This window comes from Paenibacillus sp. NPDC101420, assembly GCF_050277435.1.
GTDB lineage: Bacteria > Bacillota > Bacilli > Paenibacillales > Paenibacillaceae > Paenibacillus_AQ.
The window spans coordinates 1-21,880 of record NZ_JBNNSE010000001.1; the positions used below are offsets into that span (position 1 = coordinate 1).

At 42.2% G+C, this 21,880-nt stretch carries 20 protein-coding genes; 6 read left to right on the forward strand and 14 right to left on the reverse strand.

Annotated features, from left to right (window positions below; genetic code table 11):
- The coding region (locus ACQKMP_RS00005) for a transposase (RefSeq protein ID WP_379421607.1) at positions 1-415 on the forward strand (415 nt) is incomplete at its 5' end.
- Between the two features lie 487 nt (positions 416-902).
- Here ACQKMP_RS00005 and ACQKMP_RS00010 read toward each other — a convergent pair.
- Both ACQKMP_RS00010 and ACQKMP_RS00015 read right to left on the reverse strand, forming a co-directional pair.
- Positions 903-1,256: a VOC family protein gene (locus ACQKMP_RS00010; protein WP_042188233.1), complete on the reverse strand. Its 354-nt coding sequence runs from the start codon at positions 1,254-1,256 to the stop codon at positions 903-905.
- Between the two features lie 76 nt (positions 1,257-1,332).
- Positions 1,333-2,133 (reverse strand): phosphotransferase, encoded by an 801-nt coding sequence (locus tag ACQKMP_RS00015; RefSeq protein WP_339248225.1) that lies wholly within the window; start codon positions 2,131-2,133, stop codon positions 1,333-1,335.
- A 334-nt stretch (positions 2,134-2,467) separates the two neighbouring features.
- On the opposite strand from ACQKMP_RS00015, the gene ACQKMP_RS00020 reads away from it, so the two are divergent.
- Positions 2,468-5,464 carry an ATP-binding protein gene (locus tag ACQKMP_RS00020; protein WP_427468575.1) on the forward strand — a complete coding sequence of 999 codons (2,997 nt, stop codon included), beginning with the start codon at positions 2,468-2,470 and terminating at the stop codon, positions 5,462-5,464.
- A gap of 58 nt (positions 5,465-5,522) precedes the next feature.
- Here the strand turns inward: ACQKMP_RS00020 and ACQKMP_RS00025 are convergent, their stop codons facing one another.
- From ACQKMP_RS00025 to ACQKMP_RS00045, 5 genes are all read right to left on the reverse strand, one after another.
- A complete protein-coding gene (locus ACQKMP_RS00025; protein ID WP_076301113.1) occupies positions 5,523-6,317 on the reverse strand; it encodes an SDR family NAD(P)-dependent oxidoreductase in 795 nt (264 codons plus the stop codon).
- Positions 6,318-6,409: 92 nt separating this feature from the next.
- Positions 6,410-7,438: a helix-turn-helix domain-containing protein gene (locus ACQKMP_RS00030; protein ID WP_427468576.1), complete on the reverse strand. Its 1,029-nt coding sequence runs from the start codon at positions 7,436-7,438 to the stop codon at positions 6,410-6,412.
- Positions 7,439-7,478: 40 nt separating this feature from the next.
- Positions 7,479-8,429, reverse strand: a complete 951-nt coding sequence (locus ACQKMP_RS00035; RefSeq protein WP_427468577.1) for an LLM class flavin-dependent oxidoreductase — start codon at positions 8,427-8,429, stop codon at positions 7,479-7,481.
- On the reverse strand, positions 8,410-8,772 hold the full coding sequence (locus ACQKMP_RS00040; RefSeq protein WP_042188220.1) for a hypothetical protein: 363 nt from the start codon (positions 8,770-8,772) through the stop codon (positions 8,410-8,412). The genes ACQKMP_RS00035 and ACQKMP_RS00040 overlap by 20 nt, the downstream gene beginning before the upstream one ends.
- A 52-nt stretch (positions 8,773-8,824) precedes the next feature.
- Positions 8,825-9,274 carry an OsmC family protein gene (locus ACQKMP_RS00045; RefSeq protein WP_427468578.1) on the reverse strand — a complete coding sequence of 150 codons (450 nt, stop codon included), beginning with the start codon at positions 9,272-9,274 and terminating at the stop codon, positions 8,825-8,827.
- A gap of 151 nt (positions 9,275-9,425) precedes the next feature.
- On the opposite strand from ACQKMP_RS00045, the gene ACQKMP_RS00050 reads away from it, so the two are divergent.
- The 3 genes from ACQKMP_RS00050 to ACQKMP_RS00060 all read left to right on the forward strand — a co-directional run bounded on the left by ACQKMP_RS00050 (position 9,426) and on the right by ACQKMP_RS00060 (position 12,216).
- The gene (locus ACQKMP_RS00050; protein WP_042188217.1) at positions 9,426-9,908 is read left to right on the forward strand and encodes a nucleoside deaminase; all 483 of its coding nucleotides are present in this window, start codon (positions 9,426-9,428) and stop codon (positions 9,906-9,908) included.
- A gap of 141 nt (positions 9,909-10,049) precedes the next feature.
- Positions 10,050-11,024: a glycoside hydrolase family 43 protein gene (locus tag ACQKMP_RS00055; RefSeq protein WP_427468579.1), complete on the forward strand. Its 975-nt coding sequence runs from the start codon at positions 10,050-10,052 to the stop codon at positions 11,022-11,024.
- A 49-nt stretch (positions 11,025-11,073) separates the two neighbouring features.
- Entirely contained in the window at positions 11,074-12,216 is a 1,143-nt protein-coding gene (locus ACQKMP_RS00060) for a glycosyl hydrolase family 8 (RefSeq protein WP_042188213.1), read from the forward strand.
- 83 nt (positions 12,217-12,299) lie between these two features.
- On the opposite strand, the gene araA is transcribed toward ACQKMP_RS00060, so the two are convergent.
- Genes araA through ACQKMP_RS00075 form a run of 3 tightly spaced genes read right to left on the reverse strand, consistent with a single transcriptional unit; the run spans position 12,300 to position 16,076 of the window.
- The gene (gene araA, locus ACQKMP_RS00065) at positions 12,300-13,724 is read right to left on the reverse strand and encodes an L-arabinose isomerase (protein ID WP_427468580.1); all 1,425 of its coding nucleotides are present in this window, start codon (positions 13,722-13,724) and stop codon (positions 12,300-12,302) included.
- Positions 13,725-13,756: 32 nt separating this feature from the next.
- Entirely contained in the window at positions 13,757-14,452 is a 696-nt protein-coding gene (locus ACQKMP_RS00070) for an L-ribulose-5-phosphate 4-epimerase (RefSeq protein WP_042188210.1), read from the reverse strand.
- Between the two features lie 16 nt (positions 14,453-14,468).
- The gene (locus tag ACQKMP_RS00075; protein WP_379421614.1) at positions 14,469-16,076 is read right to left on the reverse strand and encodes a xylulokinase; all 1,608 of its coding nucleotides are present in this window, start codon (positions 16,074-16,076) and stop codon (positions 14,469-14,471) included.
- A 262-nt stretch (positions 16,077-16,338) separates the two neighbouring features.
- Between ACQKMP_RS00075 and ACQKMP_RS00080 the strand changes: the two genes are divergently transcribed.
- The gene (locus ACQKMP_RS00080) at positions 16,339-17,421 is read left to right on the forward strand and encodes a GntR family transcriptional regulator (RefSeq protein WP_042188207.1); all 1,083 of its coding nucleotides are present in this window, start codon (positions 16,339-16,341) and stop codon (positions 17,419-17,421) included.
- A 103-nt stretch (positions 17,422-17,524) separates the two neighbouring features.
- Here the strand turns inward: ACQKMP_RS00080 and ACQKMP_RS00085 are convergent, their stop codons facing one another.
- From ACQKMP_RS00085 to ACQKMP_RS00100, 4 genes are all read right to left on the reverse strand, one after another.
- The gene (locus ACQKMP_RS00085) at positions 17,525-18,628 is read right to left on the reverse strand and encodes a polysaccharide deacetylase family protein (RefSeq protein WP_427468581.1); all 1,104 of its coding nucleotides are present in this window, start codon (positions 18,626-18,628) and stop codon (positions 17,525-17,527) included.
- A 60-nt stretch (positions 18,629-18,688) separates the two neighbouring features.
- Positions 18,689-19,816, reverse strand: a complete 1,128-nt coding sequence (locus ACQKMP_RS00090; protein ID WP_427468582.1) for a glycoside hydrolase family 11 protein — start codon at positions 19,814-19,816, stop codon at positions 18,689-18,691.
- Positions 19,817-20,129: 313 nt separating this feature from the next.
- On the reverse strand, positions 20,130-20,963 hold the full coding sequence (locus ACQKMP_RS00095; RefSeq protein ID WP_042188202.1) for a formylglycine-generating enzyme family protein: 834 nt from the start codon (positions 20,961-20,963) through the stop codon (positions 20,130-20,132).
- Between the two features lie 151 nt (positions 20,964-21,114).
- Positions 21,115-21,750: a glycoside hydrolase family 11 protein gene (locus ACQKMP_RS00100; RefSeq protein WP_042188200.1), complete on the reverse strand. Its 636-nt coding sequence runs from the start codon at positions 21,748-21,750 to the stop codon at positions 21,115-21,117.
- Between the last annotated feature and the right edge of the window lie 130 nt (positions 21,751-21,880).

Here is a 21,880-nt window from a genome sequence, read left to right on the forward strand (position 1 = left end):
ACAGTTTTTAAGTGAATTCCCAACCTCATATTCAGTATTACAGACGGATGAAAACACACTCAAATCTAAGATGAAAGAACTGCTTTCTTCAAAACGGGGGCGTTCAGAGGACTGGATTAACCAACGGGTGCAACGGCTGCTAGTTGCGGCAAAACAAAACCCATTTCAGCAAACCATGTATGCAAGCCACTTAATCAATTTGAAAGTCCTTATTACCCTCATTCTTCAGTACCAAGAGCATATTACTGGATCGGAACAGAACATAGATGCTCTGGCTGAAGACATTGAAGAATATGAATTAATTCAGTCGATTTCTGGTATTGGGCATAAAATTGCGGTAACAATTTTATCTGAAATTGGAGAAGTCGACCGATTTGATCATTCTAAAAAAGCTAGTCGCCTTTGCAGGCATTGATCCAAGTGTCTTTGCTTCAGGTAAGTTTACAGCAACTCGAAATTGAATCACGAAACGTGGTTCCAGGCAGTTGCGTTACGCGCTGGTTTTGGCTGTCCAATGCGGATTAATTCGCGCTCGTAATATACGAATCAAAGAATTCTACAATCGTAAGAGAGCCAAAGGAAAACCACATAAAGTGGCTCTAGTCGCATGTGCCAATAAATTGGTGCATTGGCTATATGCCATCATGAAAAACAAAAAAAATACCGGATTGCTTAATACGAAACCAATGGTATAACCTTCCAAATACAATACAATTGGGGGGGTTATTTGGCTTACCTACTTTTAAATATAACATATGATTGGGCTTTACTTTACTGGTAATCTTGACAAGCTATTAGCTGGTATAGTTTAAAATTAAAAGGAGCTACCCTATAGGAAGCTCCTCCACTATCGTTTCATGATTGTTTAACAATCTAGATTTCTGCACGCCGTGACCGTTTATCTAATGTCCATGAGCAAGAATGTTGATAAGTTTGCCAAATGGGTCGCGGACATAGAATCGCCGAACACCCCAAGGCTCATCGACAGGTCCATATTCTATCGTATATCCAGCACTCTTCATACGTTCAAACACTGCATCGACATCATCAACTTCAATCGATAGATCAGGAGTAGGCGTATTGGAGCCGCCCTGTGATGCGAAGCTTATTTGAATGTTCTCCTTCCCCAGTAAGCCGTATGTTTCAATCCAACCATGATCCATCAATAAATCAAGCTCGAGTACGTCCTGGTAAAAGCTTTTTGCTGCCGAAACATTCTGCGTTTTAATATTTGTGACAATTCGTTTTACACTCATTCTCAGGCCTCAATTCTAATGGTATACTTTTTTAATTTTATTCAATGATCCTGTCCGTGAGCGGAATATCCGATTTTTATATCCAATCCTCGAAATGATCTGTTACAAACCTAATCTCACTCTCATAGTGGGCCAAGTGACCCTCATCAACCATTTTCTGAAAGGCAGGATTCCCATCAGCAGCACCATTTCTCAACGTATCACACAGTACTATCAAACGTTGTATAATCCACTGTCGCAGATTATTTGGGACGGGAATTCCATAAGCTTCAAAAAACAAATGAATTCGCCGACGTCGCTCTACGGCATGTATTTCACATTGGTATGCTACTATGGTTCCAGAAGTATGGTCAGGTGCAAAACTCGCAAGTGGAACAGATGTGTAAAGGGTGTACGCAATGTCCCACATACGCGGACCTGGACCTGCCATGTCAAAATCAATGAGCGCCACAGGAGCCTCCTTTTGAAAGACAACATTATACAATGCTGCGTCATTATGACAGATCACTTCATGTTCGGCATCCTCGGCATAGCTAAGCTGCCATCTGTCCTCCATATTGGGCCTGAACACTGTAGTCACATCATGGAAACGACGTATAAGGTGCGCCAGACCCACAAGCGTTTCGTCCGTCCACATATATGGTTCAAGGTTTGGATAATTATTCCCTGGAACTTCTCCAGGAATAAATGTCAATATTTCACGACCAGAATCATCGATTCCGAGGAATTTTGGTGCTCCCTCATAGCCTTGTTGTTCCAAATGTTTGAGTAGTTCATGAACATTCGGACTCCAATAGCCTATAGGACGGCGAACAGTGTTCGCCATACGGACTATATGATTTACATTACCGCCTTTTAACACTTCTTCCTTAGGCATTAGGTTCATTCCTTTTCTTTTCAGTGCATTACCTGTTGCAGATTTTGACCTGTTAGCGATGAGAACTCCCTCTCTAATAATAACAATATTTACAAGTTATTGTTTAGAAAGAACAATTATAACTATACTGTCCTTTAAGATCATCGCTGGCATTTGCTCATCTTATATAAATAAAATCCATTTTAGAATCTAGATTAGAATTATTTGCTATAATGTTCTCATGAAAAATAATACGATCCTAAACAAATTAGCAATCATTCTACTTTTTATCAGCATTCTCTTTGGCCTACGCTGCATTTGGTTCAGCATATTTAAAGTTTCCAACAATGTACCTATGATTAGCAACGGTGTACTGGATTTACGTGGTCAGGATCTGGAGAAGGCTAACTTAATCAGGCTAGATGGTGAATGGAGCTTCTATCCTTCGCAATTCGTTTCGTCCAAAACTTCGACTATACCAAAGCTAACCCATTCGCTTCAAGTTCCCGGAAATTGGAACCACGCCATGGGAACTGATCAGAAATCTTCCTATGGTTATGGCAGTTACCGTCTGCGCATTTTGGTAGAACCGCTTCAGCAGCCTGTCTCATTGTGGATCAAACAAATTTATTCCGCCTCCAGCGTGGAAATTAATGGTACTCCTATTCATAATAACGGAACAATCTCTCTCGATGCCAATACATATGCACCAAGAACCACCTCATTTACAGCATCATATTTTTCGAAAAATATGACAGAAATAGATGTACTTATTCAGGTAGCAAACTTTGATCACCCCTATAAAGGCGGTATTAGTGGGCCTATTTTCTTTGGCTCTCAGGAAGTGGTTAACCGGACAAATTTTTATACCGTTGGATTTCAAATACTTACTGCAATCATCCTGCTACTACATGGGCTGTATGCCTGTATTCTGTATTTATTTAATCCTAAAGAACGTGCCCTGTTTCTTGTAGGGCTAATGACATTATCTGTAGCCGTAATCCTTTTAGCCCGAAATGACAATTTAGTTTTAGCATTACTGCCGATTAATTACACTTGGTCATTAAAAATCCGTTTAATCGCCTTCTTATGGCAGAACCTTTTTATTCTACTTGTTTTCAGGAAATTCACCTCAGGTGCCGAAGTCAACAAGTGGTTACGTGCTTACACGTGGTGTCTTTTCCTTTATACCTTATTTATATTTATCGTTCCTGCTTATTTGGTCAGTACATCGATTCACTGGGGAATCATTCAAGTGTTTCAGTATATCCCCTTCATCTGGTTAATATATAGCTTGGGGCGCTTATTGTTCAAAAGGCAAGATGAAAAAGATGTTGTTTTTCTACTGATATCAGGTGCGGCCATCATCTCTAATTTGTTATGGAATTTGTGGGATAATAACGGCCATTATTCAATTGTCTACTATCCTGTGGATATTATTGCCGCCATCGTTGGCTTCTCAGCTTATTGGTTTAAAAAGTATTTTCAGAATGCCAAAGAGAACATGGAGCTAAATGAACAGCTGAAAAAAGCGGACAAACTCAAGGATCAGTTTCTCGCCAATACTTCTCACGAGCTGCGAACACCAGTCCATGGAATTATGAATATCGCGCAAAATATAATAACGAAGGAAAAGGATAGACTCTACGAGAGTAGCCGGCAAGATATGGAGTTACTGATTACTATCAGCCGCCGCATGTCCCATATGCTTGGTGATCTACTGGATGTAGTACGTCTTCAAGAGCATCGCGTTATTTTGTATCAGGAGCCTATTTTGGTTCAATCGGTGGTTCCCGGAGTCATCAATATGCTTCAATATATGATTGAAGGCAAACCGGTACGGCTATCCATGAACATACCAGAATCTATGCCTCCTATTCTTGCGGATGAGAAACGACTAGTACAAGTATTATTAAATCTAGTGCACAACGCGCTCAAATACACCGAGCAAGGACTTGTTTCTGTTTCAGCTGAGGAAAAAGACGCTCATGTCTTTATATATGTAACAGATACCGGAGTAGGCATGACCGAAGAGACCATGGCGCGGGTATTCCTCCCCTATGAGCAAGGCCCTCACGGAATAAATGACGGGCGTGGAATTGGACTGGGACTAAGCATTAGTAGGCAGTTGGTAGAACTACATGGTGGCAGCTTGAGCATACATTCTGAACTCGGCAAAGGTTCAACTTTCAGTTTTGCACTACCCCTTGCTGATTCCTATAGCGAACAGATAGTAAGAGAGGTTTCACCTATAACAACGTATACACCAGATGAGATTTATAAGCAGATGGCTGAATGGGGGATTTCCGAACAAACTAATCAACACACTGACAAAATCCCGCCACTCTTTACAGATGCGAAGGTGAATCTCTTGGTGGTAGATGATGACCCTGTTAATCTGAATGTGCTAAAGGGCATTCTCGAAAACGAACCTTATCTCATTACGACAGTGAACTCAGCACAAGAGGCACTGGATTGGCTAGATAAAAAGAGTTGGGATTTACTGATTAGTGATGTAATGATGCCGCATATGTCAGGATATGAATTAACGCAAAAGGTTCGCGCTCTTTATTCCCTATATGAGCTTCCAGTGCTATTGCTGACTGCCCGCAGTCAACCTGAGGATATTTACACTGGATTCTACTCCGGCGCAAATGATTATGTTACCAAACCGGTGGATGCAGTTGAACTCAAATATCGCATTCGAGCTTTAACAGCGATGAAAATTTCTTTTAATGAACGGGTGCGTATTGAAGCGGCTTATCTACAGGCACAGATACAACCCCATTTCTTGTTCAATACATTGAACTCTATTGCGGCACTCAGTGATATGGATACTAAAAAGATGCAAGAGCTCATCACTGCATTTACTTCCTTTTTGCGAATCAGCTTTGACTTTTTAAATATCGGAGAACTCGTGAACCTTTCACATGAACTAGAGCTGGTAGAATCTTATTTGTATATTGAACAAACACGATTTGCAGAACGAATTTCCGTTGTTTGGGAGGTAGATCCAGACATTAATATTCTGTTACCCCCTCTATCCATCCAACCCTTGGTAGAAAATGCTATCAAGCATGGTCTGCTCAAGCGTCAACAGGGGGGTACCGTTTATATTCGGATCTCACGTCTGAACAATGCTGTAAAGATCGAAGTGGAGGATAATGGGCAAGGTATGGATCATAGAACGCTCGCGTTGTTGCTGGAACCGACCATGAAAGCTAAAAGTGGCATCGGACTGGCTAACACCCATCGAAGACTGATGCAATTGTATGGTCAGGGTCTTTTTATTCAAAGTAAACAAGGTGAAGGTACTTTGGTATCCTTTGTTATACCGGAGGACAGTGAATAATATATCAAATAAAAAAGCCATTCCATAAGGAGTGGCTTTTTGTGTATCGATACTACATTTAGAAAATAGTAGGTACCATGCCCCCATCCATACGGATCGGAGAACCTTTAAATGCAGAGGCATAGGGACTGCTCATAAATGCTGCTAGTCTACCTATTTCATTAGGTTTAATAAATCGCTGTATTTCAGATTGCGGTAAGTTTTTAGCCATGAATTTTTTCTCTTTTTCTGAAAAGGTCAACGCTTCATCTGGGTACATTCCATCAATGATTTGGTGCACGTTTTCAGAGAGTGTTGGTCCTGGCATGATAGTATTGACGGTAACTTCTGTTCCGATTGTTAATTTAGATAAGCTTTTTGCTAATGATAATAGCATTGATTTGGTCATTGCATACTGTGGCATTTGAGCTGACGGCATTATTGCTTCTTCACTAGCAATGAAGATCACGCGACCAAAATTGTTTTCTAACATTTTTGGTAAATAAAATTTTGTTAATCCATTTGCAGCAAGAACATTCGTACGGATGTATTTTTCAAATATTTCATCGTCAACGTCGTCATAGCTCATCAGTTCATAAATCCCCATATTATTAACTAAAATATCGATATGGGGGTGTTTTTCAAATAAAGCTTCTCTTTGCTCCATATCTACAATATCGGCTGTAGCATTCTGTGGAGAAGTTTCCGGGAATTTTGCTTTAATTTCATTTACTGTTTGTTCTACCTTTTCATAATTACGTCCATTTATTAGTACATTAACGCCTTCGTTGGCAAGTTCAAAGGCGATAGCTTTACCAATACCTTTTGTAGATCCTGTAATTAAAGCTGTCTTATTGTTTAATCCCATATCCATATTTCTTTTCTCCTTTTATCATGGCAAGTTAATTAGCAGTTTCTCAAGAACTGTACTGAGCATCGGCTAGTATTTATACTATCTTACCGGGATTATTCAGTAACTAGTGTCTTGCGCCAAACTTCTTGTTTAACACGCCAATTTGAAGGAGTATCTCCTTCCCAAAGTCGGAAGGCACGATAGAACGAGTTCTGATCTTCATATCCGATCAAGAAAGCCACCTCTTTAACATCGAGGGAAGGATCTGCTAAATACGCTCGCGCCTGCTCATGTCTGGCTTGTGTCAGCAAATGCTTGAAGCTCGTATTTTCTTCAGTAAGCCTCCGCTGTAAGGTACGAGCACTCATCCTTAGCTCTTTAGCAACAGTTTGAATCTCGGGTTGCCCTCCGCTAAGGCTGCGTTTCATGATCCATTTGACCCTTTCAGTAATTGAGCGACTGCCCTGCTGTTCAGCAAGTGTCCGCTCCAAAACGGGAGTCAGAATTTCTAGCAACTCTTCGTTATACGAGATAAAGGGCAGATCCAAATCACTTCGTCGTAGTGTTAAGCGGTTAGTCTCAGCACCAATCTGAATTCGACAGCCGAAATAAGCTTCAAGAACCTGTAAATTCCCTATGGGTTGTGAAAATTCTACAAACTGTGCTGTCAGAGGTATACCTGTTCCCCGCCGCCCAAGCTCCAGTAAAAACGCCAGTGTAAGGCCAAGCAGCAACGGTGGACCGGAATACTCGGGAGGCTGCCAATTCAATTCGATTGTACACAACTCTCCCTCTTCGATGATATGCAAGCTTTCTGGAGGGCACATCCGTTTATAGCGCACCATTCGGTTTAGAGCGTCGCGATAATCTTTAGCATGATAAGTGGCTAAGACGGTCGGCGGATATTGTGTGGTTTCAAAAACGGTTGCTAGCTTGATGATTCCCTCAGCAGTGTCTCCAACGAGATCCGAATATGCCTGCCAGATAGCGAAATATTGGGCTGTGGTGACTGCTGACTCCGTGATAAGGCTCAGGGGAAGACTTGCTTTACTGGCTATATCTTGAGCGGTTATCCCTAATTGAATTAATCCAGCCCAAAATCCGGGAGGGATTTTAATGGAGTCAGAAGTATGAGTCTGCATCTATGTGGACCTCCTTTAGCATCATTGCATGAAGAAAGGGCTAGTTAGAATTCAAGCAAGCGCGGGCAAGCAACTCAAACGAATGCAACCGTTTCTCATAGTCTGGAATCATAGTAACGATAATGAATTCATCAACTCCATACAAGTGAGATAACTGTTCCAGCTCTTCTTTAATGCTTTTGGGTGTGCCTATCAACAGTTTACGTTCCAAAAGCTTGGATTTCTCTTCGGTTGAGCCTTCTTGTTGAAATAATGTCATACCGGAAGAGGCTAGCTGCTCTGCTTCTTCCTCAGTCTCGGCGCATATAACGCCAACAGCTACGATGGCCCGAGGACTAGCATTAACTGAAGAAGGGATAAAAGCTTCACGGTAAGCTTGCAAAATCTCTTCACCAGCTACATCGCTCATGAATTGACCAAACACATAGCCTGCTCCAAACTCGGCAGCATATGCTGCACTTTTCTTGTTTGTACCCAGCATCCACAGCTCTGGCGATTCGGGTGGAGTCGGACGGGCGGTTATCTGACGTCCTTCATATGAATAGTTCCCCTGCAACAATTCGGTGACTCCCTTAAGCAGTTCCGGCATTTTCCAAACATTTTCGAGAAAATTTCCGCTCAGCGCTAAGCTTACTTCAGCAGCACCGCCAGGAGCCCTGCCTAACCCAAGGTCGATGCGTCCCGGATATAAACTTGCCAGCAAATGAAAAGATTCCACTACTTTTAACGGCTTATAGTGCGGCAGCAATAAAGCTCCCGATCCGATGCGGATATGCTGTGTTCTTGCTCCGACATGCGATAAAAACACCTCTGTGGAGGTACACGCTAAGCCCGGCATATCATGATGTTCGGCAACCCAATATCGAGTATATCCCAGTCTTTCAGCTGTTTGAGCCAGTTCCACCGCTTGTCCTAAAGCAAAGCTTGCATCCACATTATCAAATACAGGTACAAGGTCCAAAACGCTAAGCTTAATGGATGTCGTTGTCATGGCTACGTCCTACTCGAGGGTTTCGGTAAAATTCAATCATATCTATAAAAGTAACCTTGTAATCGCCGGCAATCGCTGCCAGATTATACATTCGTCCATGGCCGTCTTCTTTGGACGCGAACACAACATCGTGCCGCAGCTTATCCATAATCACTTTGCCGATGAACTGGTGCTCGTATTCCGCATATTTCTTTTTAAACTCTTCATTAAATTCCAGCAGGTCCTGATAAGAACGCTCAAGCATTGCGTTTACCAAGGTCAGTTCATTGCCCTCTTTTTGCACCGCTACGTAATAATTCCCACGTTCATCCTTGATCAAATCCTTATACAACTCAACGTTCAAAGTTAATTTCTCCTCTCTGATTCCTAAGGGATAACTCCTTTAGAACTTAACCTTACATACTTGATGTAAGCACTGTTGGCTCTGTGGTAATTTGTACATTTCCTGCTACAGCTCTGGAAATCATACAAGAGCCTTCTGCTTTATGGGCAATACGAATTGCTTTATCAATATCTTCCTGTGACGCATCTTCGGTAAGTGTGATGATGGGTGAATGTTTGATCGCTTCATATGTAAAAATGTTATTTGTTACATCCACTGTCGCCTCTGATGTTAACGTCAGGCTGGAAGTCGTAAGCCCTGATCGCTCCAGCATAGCTGCTAGTGTAATGAGATAGCAGGTTGCCGCGGCACCCAGTAGCATCTCATCCGGATTCGTTCCAACTCCTGGCCCGCCCATTTCTTTCGGAATGGAGATTTGAGTCTTGAGTTGTCCAGCTTCAATCGTTCCATCACTATTACGACCGCCGTTCCATACGGCATTTAAAATAAATGGGTGTTTCATTTCTAGATGTCCTCCCTATCTTGAAATTGCATGACATATTTTTAATCGAATACTTTACATGCTAACATAGAAGAATGCGGTGAACAAACAGGCTCAGGCCTACTGTTCGTGAGATTTATCTATAAATTAAATTTCAGGAGGCTCTATTATCATGATAAACGATACAGATATCAAACATCTTCAGCGTTGTATTGAACTTGCCCGAATTGCACTCGAGGTTGGGGACGAACCTTTCGGCTCCATCCTGGTCTCAGCAAATGGAGAGGTCTTGGCCGAAGATAGTAACCATGTAGGCGGTGGTGACCATACTCAGCACCCCGAGTTCGCTTTAGCTCGCTGGGCAGCTCAGAATATGTCACTGGAAGAACGTAAGCAGGCAACTGTGTATACTTCCGGGGAACATTGCCCTATGTGTGCGGCAGCTCACGGTTGGGTTCAATTAGGAAGGATTGTATATGCCAGCTCTTCGCAGCAATTATCACAGTGGTTAAGCGAAATGGGCATTGCAGCATCACCTGTCCGTAATTTGAGCATTCAGGAAGTCATCCATAATGCGGTCGTAGATGGCCCTGTAACGGAGCTTGCAGAACAAGTGCGGGAACTTCATCGACAATTCCACGGACAAAGACAGTAGTAAAAAAAGAACCTTTGAATAAAGGTTCTTTTTTATGTCCTAAACTTTGTGGGGTATAAACTATAGTTGCTATATATACAGCGTCCTAAAGTTCTTATACCATTAGCTTTGTAAGCGATTAACTTTATAGGAGGAAATGACTTGACAAAGCCTGTGCAACCCAATGAACCTCTCGTAACTCATATTTATACTGCGGATCCTTCCGCTCATGTATTTGAAGGTAAAATTTATATTTATCCCTCACATGACCTGGATCACGAAATGATCTCTAATGACAACGGTGACCAATATAATATGGAGGATTACCATGTTCTTTCTATTGATGGAGATGGCTCCCCTTGTGTTGACCACGGTGAAGTGCTTCATGTGAAGGATGTTCCATGGGCTAAGCAGCAAATGTGGGCTCCGGATGCAGCATACAAAAACAATACCTACTATTTGTTTTTCCCAGCTAGAGACCATGACGATATTTTCCGAATCGGGGTCGCCACCTCAGCTTCACCTTCCGGACCATTTACACCTGAACCAAGCTACATTCCCGGCAGTTATAGCATTGATCCCGCCGTTTTCGTTGATGATGATGGTAAATCGTATATATACTTTGGGGGTCTTTGGGGCGGTCAACTTGAAAAATGGCAAACCGGCTCATTTGTTCCGGATGCCGAGGGGCCGTCTGAAACGGCACCAGCTCTTGGACCTATCGTAGCGGAATTGAGCGAGAATATGCTGAGCTTTGAAGGTGAACCTAGAGAAATATCCATCATCGATACAAACGGAAATCCGATTCTTGCTGGAGATGAAGAGAGAAGATATTTTGAAGGTCCATGGGTACATAAATACAACGGATTTTATTATCTTTCTTATTCCACTGGTACTACCCACAATATTGTATACGCTATCAGTAAAGATCCGCTTGGACCTTATGAATATCAAGGGAAAATCCTTTCTCCAGTGATAGGCTGGACAACGCACCATTCTATTGTTCATTTTAAAGAGAAATGGTATTTATTTTATCATGACAGTTCTTTGTCTGGTGGAGCTGACAACAAGCGTTCTGTAAAATATACAGAGCTGAGTTACAACGATGATGGCACCATTCAAACCATCCATCCTTAGTTTTTATTAAAATGGACTGCATACTGTAGTTCACAGGAGGGCGTTTTTGATGACAATAACACAACAAGGTGCTTTTTATACGGGGAAATATCGCAATTTATTTAAGGAGCTCGGCTTTTCTGAAGATGAAATCAACGCTAAACTCGAAGAAACTTGGAGTGATTTGTTTTACGGAGATCCGAACGTACGAATCTACTATCCGCTGGACGAGGATAAAAGCTATATTCTGGATACAGGTAATCTGGATGTTAGGTCTGAAGGAATGTCCTACGGGATGATGATGGCTGTTCAAATGAATAAAAAAGATGAGTTTGATCGTTTATGGAACTTCTCTAAGACGTTTATGCAGCACAAAGAAGGCCGTCATGCCGATTACTTTGCTTGGCACTGCAAGCCTGACGGTACAAGAATTTCTCAAGGACCCGCACCGGACGGGGAAGAGTTTTTCGCCATGGCTTTGTTTTTTGCCTCAAAACGTTGGGGGAACGGTCCGGCACCTTATAATTATTCCGAGCAGGCTCGAATAATATTGCGTGCTTGTGTACATAAAACTGAAACAGGCGTTGGTGACTCAATGTGGGACGCGGAAACGAAACTGATTAAATTTGTACCGGAATCCACCTTCAGTGATCCATCTTACCATCTCCCCCATTTCTATGATTTGTTCGCTTTGTGGGCTGATGAAGGTGACCACATGTTTTGGCGAGAAGCCGCGGAAGCCAGCCGCACATATCTGCATACTGCATGCCATCCGATAACTGGCCTTGCTCCCGAATATGCTAATTTTAACGGGTCCCCGGCAGAACCCCAGCCTCATGGTGATTTCAGCCATTTTTTCAGTGATGCTTACCGGGTAGCGGCTAATATCGGTCTGGACTGGGCTTGGTTCCAAAAGGACATCTGGCAGGTCGATCAATGTAACCGGATTCAGGCTTTTTTTAGGAATATCGAAGTTTCCGATTACCGGCGGTATACCATTGAGGGACAGCCCTTCGACGAACCGGCGCTGCACCCGACAGGTCTGTTGGCGACCAATGCCATGGCTTCCCTAGCTTCTAATGGCCCGGAGGCAGAGCATTTTGTCCGTTTGTTTTGGGATACACCATTGCGCACTGGACAACGTCGTTATTATGATAACTGTCTGTACTTCTTTAGTTTATTGGCCCTGAGTGGAAATTATCGCATTTATTGAAGGAAATCGAACAAACAAATAGGACTCCATTCCTCAAAAAGCTCGAGGAATGGAGTCCTATTAATCGTAATAAAGCTTTGCTATTATTTAATAACTACATATTCCAAGTTTACAAGTTTTGCATAAGCAATAATTTGGTCTGTTGTAAGCGTTAATGAAACAACGGTATGGTGACCGCCACCATTTTCGATCCAAGCTTTAACCCCATCTTGGAAGTTAGGCTTAACATTCCAAAGTACACGAGCTACTGGAAGGTTGGGAGCTGGAACCGTTGGTTCGAAAGCAGTAACTTCATTGATCAATAGTTTGTAATGAGTCCCAAAGTCAGCCATGGAAACAACTACACCGTCTCCTGCTTTACCGTCAAATACTAAACGTGCTGGATCGTCTTTACCACCAATACCCAGTGGAGATACGATAATTTTTGGTTTGTTGCTTGCCAAAGTAGGATCTACTTCAAGCATATGGGATTGAAGAATGGATTCTTGACCAACCGTCAATTCATAAGTGTAATCTTCCATAAAGCCAGTGGATTGGTTATGGCTCATCACTTTAAGCAAGCGATCGAGAGCTGCAGTCTTCCAATCTCCTTCTCCAGCAAAACCATAGCCTTGTGCCATCAGTCGTTGAACAGCAAGTCCTGGAAGTTGTTTCATTCCGTGTAAATCTTCGAAGTTCGATGTGAAGGCGTTGTAGCCACCTTGATCAAGGAAACTTTTAATAGCAATTTCATAGCTTGCTTGAACTCTCACGCTAGCTTCCCAAGCTTCTTTGCTGTTAGTCCCATAATCAAATTCATACAGCTCTGAATACTCAGCGAATAAGGCGTCGATCTCTTCTTCTTTAACTTCATTAATGATTTGTACTAGATCGCCAATACCAAAGTAGTCAACAGTCCATCCAAATTGAATTTGGGCTTCAACCTTATCTCCTTCGGTTACGCCAACGTTACGCATATTGTCACCAAAGCGAGCGACCTTGATATTAAAGCTTTCGTTATAAGCAACGGCTACGTCCATCCATTCTGCAATTTGCTTTTGGACTTCAGGACGTTCCCAGTAGCCTACTACCACTTTGTTTTGTTTGTTCAAACGGGCGTTAATAAAACCATATTCACGGTCACCATGAGCGGCTTGATTTAGATTCATGAAATCCATATCGATCGTTGCCCATGGGATACTTTCATTATATTGCGTAGCTAGATGAAGCAAAGGCTTTTGCAGCATTTTAGTTCCGCGGATCCACATTTTTGCAGGTGAGAAGGTATGCATCCAAGTGATAACACCGGCAACTTCATCGCGGTAATTGACTTCTTTCATGATGTTTGTGATTTTATCTGCGCTGACAGCCAAATCCTGTAACACTAGTGGGTAAGGTAAAACTCCGCTTTTATTCAAAGCATCTGTCATCGTTTGGGCATGCGCCTTAACTTCAGCCAATGCTTCTTCGCCATAAAGATGTTGTGAACCTACGACAAACCAAAATTCTTTTGCTACTGCTGTTGACATATTCATCCTCTTTTCGTAATTTTGTGGTTTAATTATTTTTGTCCGTAATAAGCGTCTTTTCCATGTTTTCGCAAGTAATGTTTATCTAAAATACGTTGTGGCAACTCCTCAGCAAAATGGTTCAGCTCTCTTGCAAACAAATTCATTTTGGATACTTCATCCAAAACTACACTGTTTATTACCGCCGATTTCGCATTTTTCCCCCAAGTAAAGGGTCCGTGTCCTTTAAGTAAAACACCAGGAACCGCCATAATATCAATCCCACGTTGTTCAAAGGTCTCGATGATTACATTACCCGTTTCCGCTTCGTAACCACGATCGACTTCTTCTTGCGTCAAGAAACGCGCACAAGGAATGGAACCATAGAAGGTATCAGCATGGGTCGTTCCCATGACAGGAACATCTAGTCCTGCTTGAGCCCAAATGGTTGCCCAAGTGGAATGCGTGTGAACGATTCCCCCGATCTCGGAGTAATGCTTATAAAGCACGGCGTGAGTAGGTGTATCGGAGGAAGGTCTCATATCTCCTTCAACCACATTGCCATCCAGATCAACAACTACCATATCGCTGGCTTTCATTGTTTCATAATCTACGCCACTAGGTTTGATTACGAATAATCCACTTTCACGATCAATTGCACTCACATTTCCCCATGTATATTTAATAAGTCCTTGTTTCGGCAATTCCAGATTGGCTTGAAAAACCTCTTCTTTAAGTTGTTCTAACATCTTGCCACCTCCATTTTCACACTAAATTGTCAACAGCGGACTGCTCAATCGCCAGACCCTTTTTATAACGTTCGATAAAAGTTTCAAATCCTTTAATGTCGGTTGCCTCTGGATGAACTTCTTCACCCTTAACATCTTTGAACACTTTTTGATCGAGGAAGTCTTCTAAACTTTCTTCCTGATTTTTATTCATCATGTAAGCGGCAAGAATAGCCATTCCCCATGCACCGCCTTCACCGGCAGTCGACATTACGGAAACAGGAACATTCATTGAAGCTGCCATCATTTTTTGACCCACTACAGGAGTCTTAAATAAGCCGCCGTGGCCTAAAATACTATCAATGGCTACATTCTCTTCCTTCGTCAAAATGTCCATTCCAATTTTCAAAGCACCAAAGGCGCTGAATAGATGTGTACGCATAAAGTTGGACAGATTGAAATTGCTCTCCGGCGAGCGGACAAATAGCGGACGACCTTGTTCTAACCCAGTAATATTCTCTCCTGAGAGATAACCATAGCTTAGTAATCCACCGGCATCAGGATCTGCTTCCAAAGCTTTATTTAATAGCACGCTGTACAATTTATTGGCATCCACTTTGTGTCCCATGGCTTCATAGAATTCGCGGAATAACCCTAGCCAGGCGTTGAGGTCACTTGAACAGTTATTCGCATGAACCATTCCCACTGGACTTCCGTTCGGAGTAGTAACCATATCAATTTCCGGATAAACCTTGGAAAGTTCTTTTTCTAATACAATCATGGCAAAAACAGAGGTTCCTACAGATACATTCCCGGTGCGTTTTCTTACGCTATTCGTTGCAACCATCCCGGTTCCAGCATCCCCCTCTGGAGGACTAAGCGGAATACCTGATTGTAAATGCAGCGATGGATCCAGAATTTTAGCTCCCGCTTCGCTTAAAATACCTGCTTGCTCTCCTGCAACATACACCTTAGGAAGTAAATCACTGGTCTTCCACGGATAAGCTTTGCTTGCAACAAGTTCATCAAACTGCTGTATCATGGAAGCGTTAAAATTTCCTGTAGTTTCATCAATTGGGAACATACCGGATGCATCACCAACACCAAGTGCTTTATTTCCAGTCAATAGCCAATGAATGTATCCTGCTAGTGTCGTAACAAAACGTATCTGTGGCACATGTTCTTCTTCATTCAAAATCGCCTGATAAAGATGAGCAATGCTCCAGCGTTCTGGGATATTAAACCCAAACAGCTCGGTCAATGCTTTGGCAGCCGCACCTGTAGTTGCATTACGCCAAGTCCGGAATGGAACAAGCAGTTCATTGTGCTCGTCGAAAGCCATGTATCCATGCATCATTGCAGAAAAACCGATTGAACCAACCGTTTGAAGGGTGATTCCGTATTTTTGAGCAACTTCTTCCTTCATCTCGCGATAGGCGTCTTGCAGACCTTTGATAATATCTTCCAAGTTGTACGTCCAAAAACCGTCCTTCAACTGATTTTCCCATTCGTAACTTCCAGAAGCGATCGTTTGAAAGCTATGATCGATAAGTACAACTTTAATGCGCGTAGACCCAAATTCAATACCAAGCGAAGTTTCTCCCTTATTAATCGCTTGTTCGATGCTTAATCGATTCGATATCACGTTTGTCACCTCTCTGAGAGCGCTTTTTTAAAAGGTCATGATAAGAGTTTGCTTTCTTAATTGACAGCTTTAGTATAATTTTTTGTACGTACATTTGTCAATTGATTAGTTATATATACATACAAATATGGAGATAATAATGATTTAACTGTATAAAAAAAGAGCCCCTTTCTATTTTTTTTGTTGTCATGCTATAATTTGTACATACAAATTTACCGAATATACGAATAACTTAGCGAACAAGAATGGAAAGAGGAATTACATGAAACCAAAGTATCAAGTGATATTAGATGACATAAAAAGCAAAATCCTTTCGGGAGATTACAATGTTGGTGAGCAAATCCCTACTGAATCTGCCTTGCAGTCCATGTACGAAGTTAGCCGGCAGACTGTTCGAAAAGCAATTTTAGAACTTTCCAACGAAGGCTTCCTGCGAAGCGAAAAAGGTTCTGGTACTTATGTCAGCAACCAATATCGTTCGAAGACCGGCGGGAGTTCCCATAAGAAGACGATCGGTGTAATCACGACCTATATTTCCGACTATATCTTTCCTTCCATTATCCGTGGGATCGAGAGCCGGCTAAATGAGGATAATTACTCTCTACTATTAGCTAGTACAAATAACGATGTTGCTCAAGAAAAAAAGGCACTGGAAATGATGTTGTCCTACGGTGTAGATGGTTTAATTATTGAACCGACGAAAAGCAATCTATATAACCCTAATATTGCTTACTACCTGTCGTTTAAGGAACAGGATATTCCGATTATCATGATTAATGCCTTTTATGAAGAAATAGAACTGCCGTACCTTTGTCTTGATGACGTGCAGTCCAGTTATTTGGCAACAAAAGAGTTGATAACCAAAGGGCACACCCAAATAGGGCTCATTGCAAAAATGGATGATTTACAAGGGAAGTATCGGATGAAAGGGTATATTAAAGCACTCGGAGAATCCAAATTACGATTTTATCCTGAGCAGATTTTTTCATTCAACACGGAGACAAAACAGACGTTATCTACAGACTTGAAGGATTTTCTGAATAAAAATAGAGATACGCTCACTGCTATTGTTTGTTATAACGACGAGGTTGGGTTGGAAGTGGTTCATGCCTGCAGACAGCTGGACATCACTATTCCGGAGGAATTATCGATTATCGGACAAGACAATTCCTATATCGCCAAAAACGCGAACATCAAACTAACCACCTTGACACACCCACAAGAAGCCATGGGACGCGATGCAGCGGATTGGGTCATTAAGAAACTACAAGGAAAAAAAGACCTTCCGAACAACACTTATTATCAGCCTGTGTTAATTGAAGGTGAGACCGTTGTTGAGAGATAGGTTGTAACAAGGCAAGCAACCCACCAGTCATGGCTGGTGGGTTGCTTTTTTCATTTTGTCTCTATATTAAGCAGTCCGTCTCCAATTTCCGTGTTTGGAATATTTACTGTATTTCCAGATAATCAAGATAAGCATCCCATGTCCCGTTATCAGCTGTTACGACGAGCTGGATCTCTTGATTTCCGGTTCCATGACTGACATTGTTAAGAGTATAAACGGCGGGACTGCTTCCCCCGAAGTAAAAGGTGCCCTTGGTCACTCCCCCGATTTTCAAATCGACTCTCGCCATATTAGAGTTATTCGAAGCCCCGCGGAGTGAAAAATTATGGGTACCGGTCGTAAAATTCTGTGTGTATTTCACTAAATCATTGTTGGCGTATAAAGCCACTCCGGAGAATGGTGAGCTTATATTGGAGGTATACTGACCACTTTTGCTCATATTTTCAGCTTCTATTTTTGTACTTGTGCCTGGATTTGGTGTAGTTGTTGGTGTTGGTGTCGGAGTTGGTGTCGTGCCTCCACCATCAGGTGCGACTGCCCTGCCTGTGCTCGTCGAGATCATGCCTGAACAAAGACCGCGGTTCTTGAGATTCTGTGCAATCTGTGGAATCGCTTGAACCGTAGTTTGGTACTGATCGTGCATAAGGATCACGTCGCCATTTTGCATTGTACCAACAGCATTTACTATCTGGGCGGTAGTGGCTCCATTCCAGTCCTGGGAGTCAACGTTCCATAACACTTCAGTAAGACCATTTTGGGCCTCGATGGACTTTAAAGTTGCGTTAGTCTCGCCATATGGCGGACGAAACAACTTCGGAGCCGTACCAGTTATAGACTGTAATGTCGTTTGTGTGTTTGTAACTTCTGACGACATTTGTGAGGTAGACAGTTGGGTCAAATGCGGATGAGACCAGGAATGGTTCCCAATCCACATGCCTGCTGACTTCTGCTGGTTTACTAGGGACGGATTATTTTGGGCATTCTGTCCAAGGTTGAAGAACGTTGCACGCAAGCCGTTTTGTTGAAGTGCATTAAGTAGTGTTACAGTATTGTTAGGGTTCGGACCATCGTCATAGGTTAATGCTACATAACCGTTCGAACAATCGGCCGCGAGCGCCTTGTCGCCAGTCATCGTCAGTGAGCCTGTGAATAAGAATACGACTAACGACGCAATGGCCGTCCATTTTATTACGTTGGCTCTAAACATCTTTTTTACCCCTCCCAGCAACTTTACCTCTTCAAATTTTTCCATTACCGCTACGTCTTATTAATTGATTTCCAGATAATCAAGGTAAGCATCCCATGTCCCGTTATCAGTAGTTACGACGAGCTGGATCTCTTGATTTCCGGTTCCATGACTGACATTGTTTAGAGTATAAACGGCGGGACTGCTTCCCCCGAAATAAAAGGTGCCCTTGGTCACTCCCCCGATTTTCAAATCGACTCTCGCCATATTAGAGTTATTCGAAGCCCCGCGGAGTGAAAAATTATGGGTACCGGTCGTAAAATTCTGTGTATATTTCACTAGATCATTGTTGGCATATAAAGCAACTCCAGAGAATGGTGAGCTTATATTGGAGGTATACTGACCACTTTTAGTCATATTTTCTGCTTCTATCTTTGTGCTTGTGCCCGGATTTGGTGTGGAGGTTGGGTTTGGCGTTGAAGTCGGATTAGGCGTTGGCGTCGGATTCGTACCTCCGCTACCTCCGATCGTAATTGTATTGCTAGTCACGGTAGCTGTTCCACTACTTTGATAACCCTCTACCGTAAGCGAAGTTTCATACATCTTCCCCATTGACATTCCTCTGCTCTCCCACGCTTTAAAGTGTTCACTAACAGATATGGTTCCGCTTGTACGTTTGGTCGTCCGGACACTCCAATATTGTTTAAAGGTTGCTGTGCCTTTAATTGAAGGTTGGTTGACTCTGGTAGTCTCATATATGTCATATGTTCCCCCATCAACGGTAATGGTACCTTTAGACGTTCCACCAGGCGGACGCCAGCTCCCCCAGCTATCAACGATGTAATATTCGATTAGTGGATCAACGGTCCATCCGTAGACACATAAATACGAATTACCGTTTGGTTGGTAGTTGGCACTGTAGTTAACAGTTATGTTTCCAATTTGCTGGTGTGTCTGGGTCTCATCGAACTTCTTACCTTTACGGAACAGAGCATTTCCGATGTTGCTCCACTGAGCACTGAATGTACCTCCACTATCAAGAGTCATACTCGTGGTACCGGAATCCTTCCATAGCTCATAATAGTAGCCGTCTTGGGTGCCACTTTGATTAGATGTGATCGTTGTTGCGGCATTTACGCTTACTGCAGGCAATGCAAGCATAAAACAAATAATGATTACTAAAAATAAACGCATTCTCTTCTGTTTCATTTGCTGTCCTCCTCTTGGTTATACTGCAACTAGTCTTACTAAGATGCTGTGCAACCCGTTTGATCAACCTCCTTTTTATTCCATATTTATTAATGTAAGCGGAAACAATTAGATTCTAACATTGTCCTATTTTTTTCATATGCATAAACTAAAGCTTATACCGTGAAAAGTTTAGATCTTTTGTAGTTGGAAATAAACGAAAATTAAATAAGCTGCTTCCGGTAGAGTACCGGAAGCAGCTTATTGGCTTGATCATTTTATCATTGCTTATGAAATGGAGTCTTAACTTAAAAGAGAATAACCTTCCCGCCATTTACTCACCACGACTCACACGAAAGCCTTGATCAGGTCCCATGCCATTTGCGTCGAACTTGCCTTGAAAAGATATCTCGTTGTTGGAGATGTTACCGATCCAACCGCCGCCCTTCACAACCCGGAAAGATCCGACATCGCTTCCCCTATCCCCGTACCAGTTCCAACACCATTCCCTTACATTCCCTGACATATCATAAAGTCCTAACTCGTTGGGCTGTTTGACACCAACAGATTTTGTTTTATTATTGTTGTTTTCAATGATAGGCCAGTTCCATTCTCCCGATAAGTATTTATCTCCAGCGTTTTTCCAATACCATGCTACCTCATCTGCATTATTGCTTCCACTGTAGGTGTAACTCTTGCTTAATTGACCTCCACCTGCAGCATATTCCCACTCTGCTTCTGTCGGTAATCGATAACCATTAGCACCTTCATTGATCGTTACGGTCCATTTTATATTATCATTTTCGCTCTTATTATTTGTATCTATTTTATTCTTATCTATATTGTAATAGGGTGTTAAACCCTCTTTTATACTCCGCTTATTACAGTACTCAACAACGTCATACCAGCTAACCATTTCAACCGGCAAATTGTCGCCCTTGAATTCTGAGGGATTACTTTCCATTACCTCATTCCATTCTTTTTGAGTTACCTCATATTTACCGATATAAAAGTTCGATAGGGTTGCACCATTGTAGTTGGACTTTGTGTTTATAAAAGTCCCTCCCTTTACAAATACATTGTCATTACTCGTTTCAGGCTTTTCTTGTGAGCAAGCGCTGATAACAACTATTGTTGCTATGAATAGGAAACTCAATAGTTTTCTCATTGATTTATCTCCTTTGAACGGATAGGAAAATAATAAGTCGTGACGATGATCTTAGTAGTATGTAAGTCTTCTTTTGGAATAAATAAGGCCGCCGGTGGTGAGACCGGCAGTCCTTAGTATTATCATCGATTAAGAGGCTACAGTTTACCTGTTACCACACCGTTACGTTAGAGCTCCCACTACTTTGATATCCTTCAGTAGCTAACACTTGGTAAGCCCAACTACTTCCCAAATTCATTCCATATTTCTTCCATGCGTTAACGTGATTGCTAAAAGTGATAGCAACATTGCTCCCAGTCGCTCTCTTCGACTGTCTTACACTCCAGAACTGAGTGAAAGTTGCAGTGCCGTCAATAGAAGGTGCGTTGGTTCGGGTTGTCGTATAGATATCATATGTGCCACCATCACTGGTCACGGTACCTTTAAATGTTCCAGTTGGTCTATAAGTGCCCCAGCTATCAACGACGTAATATTCTATGAGTGAGTTTCTCGTCCACCCATAGAGTGTCAAATATCCATTACCGGACGGCGCCCAGACTCCGGCATTGTAGTTTATTGTCCTTGTTGGTGATCCGGTATTCCAGCCTTTACCGACAACAAAGTTCCCGGTGTTTGACCATGTAACACTGTAATTCCCACCTGATCCATTCGTAGCATTTACTGTTCCTCCACCATCAGTCCAATTTTGCCAATAATCTGTCGCCGCATTTGTAGTTGCTGCAAACAAGCTAAAGCTCATTGTAGCTGCGAATAATACAGTCAAGATTTTCTTATTCATCTTAAACATAATCTACCTCCTAAGATTTTTTTGATTACATACTACTTGACTGGCCTCTAGTATTCCAAGCAATCGTCTGTGGTTTTCTTTGTTGTTTGGTAAAACTCCCGAGATCACCACATCCTTCCATTTATATAAT

Excerpts from the sequence above, each read along its gene's own strand:
- ACQKMP_RS00020 (WP_427468575.1), top strand. The coding sequence starts at position 2,468 with ATGATTAGCAACGGTGTACTGGATTTACGTGGTCAGGATCTGGAGAAG.
- ACQKMP_RS00085 (WP_427468581.1), bottom strand. The coding sequence starts at position 18,628 with ATGTTTAGAGCCAACGTAATAAAATGGACGGCCATTGCGTCGTTAGTC.
- ACQKMP_RS00025 (WP_076301113.1), bottom strand. The coding sequence starts at position 6,317 with ATGGATATGGGATTAAACAATAAGACAGCTTTAATTACAGGATCTACA.
- ACQKMP_RS00090 (WP_427468582.1), bottom strand. The coding sequence starts at position 19,816 with ATGAAACAGAAGAGAATGCGTTTATTTTTAGTAATCATTATTTGTTTT.
- ACQKMP_RS00080 (WP_042188207.1), top strand. The coding sequence starts at position 16,339 with ATGAAACCAAAGTATCAAGTGATATTAGATGACATAAAAAGCAAAATC.
- ACQKMP_RS00095 (WP_042188202.1), bottom strand. The coding sequence starts at position 20,963 with ATGAGAAAACTATTGAGTTTCCTATTCATAGCAACAATAGTTGTTATC.
- ACQKMP_RS00030 (WP_427468576.1), bottom strand. The coding sequence starts at position 7,438 with ATGCAGACTCATACTTCTGACTCCATTAAAATCCCTCCCGGATTTTGG.
- ACQKMP_RS00070 (WP_042188210.1), bottom strand. The coding sequence starts at position 14,452 with ATGTTAGAACAACTTAAAGAAGAGGTTTTTCAAGCCAATCTGGAATTG.
- ACQKMP_RS00015 (WP_339248225.1), bottom strand. The coding sequence starts at position 2,133 with ATGCCTAAGGAAGAAGTGTTAAAAGGCGGTAATGTAAATCATATAGTC.
- ACQKMP_RS00050 (WP_042188217.1), top strand. The coding sequence starts at position 9,426 with ATGATAAACGATACAGATATCAAACATCTTCAGCGTTGTATTGAACTT.
- ACQKMP_RS00045 (WP_427468578.1), bottom strand. The coding sequence starts at position 9,274 with ATGAAACACCCATTTATTTTAAATGCCGTATGGAACGGCGGTCGTAAT.
- ACQKMP_RS00010 (WP_042188233.1), bottom strand. The coding sequence starts at position 1,256 with ATGAGTGTAAAACGAATTGTCACAAATATTAAAACGCAGAATGTTTCG.
- araA (WP_427468580.1), bottom strand. The coding sequence starts at position 13,724 with ATGTCAACAGCAGTAGCAAAAGAATTTTGGTTTGTCGTAGGTTCACAA.
- ACQKMP_RS00060 (WP_042188213.1), top strand. The coding sequence starts at position 11,074 with ATGACAATAACACAACAAGGTGCTTTTTATACGGGGAAATATCGCAAT.
- ACQKMP_RS00035 (WP_427468577.1), bottom strand. The coding sequence starts at position 8,429 with ATGACAACGACATCCATTAAGCTTAGCGTTTTGGACCTTGTACCTGTA.
- ACQKMP_RS00100 (WP_042188200.1), bottom strand. The coding sequence starts at position 21,750 with ATGTTTAAGATGAATAAGAAAATCTTGACTGTATTATTCGCAGCTACA.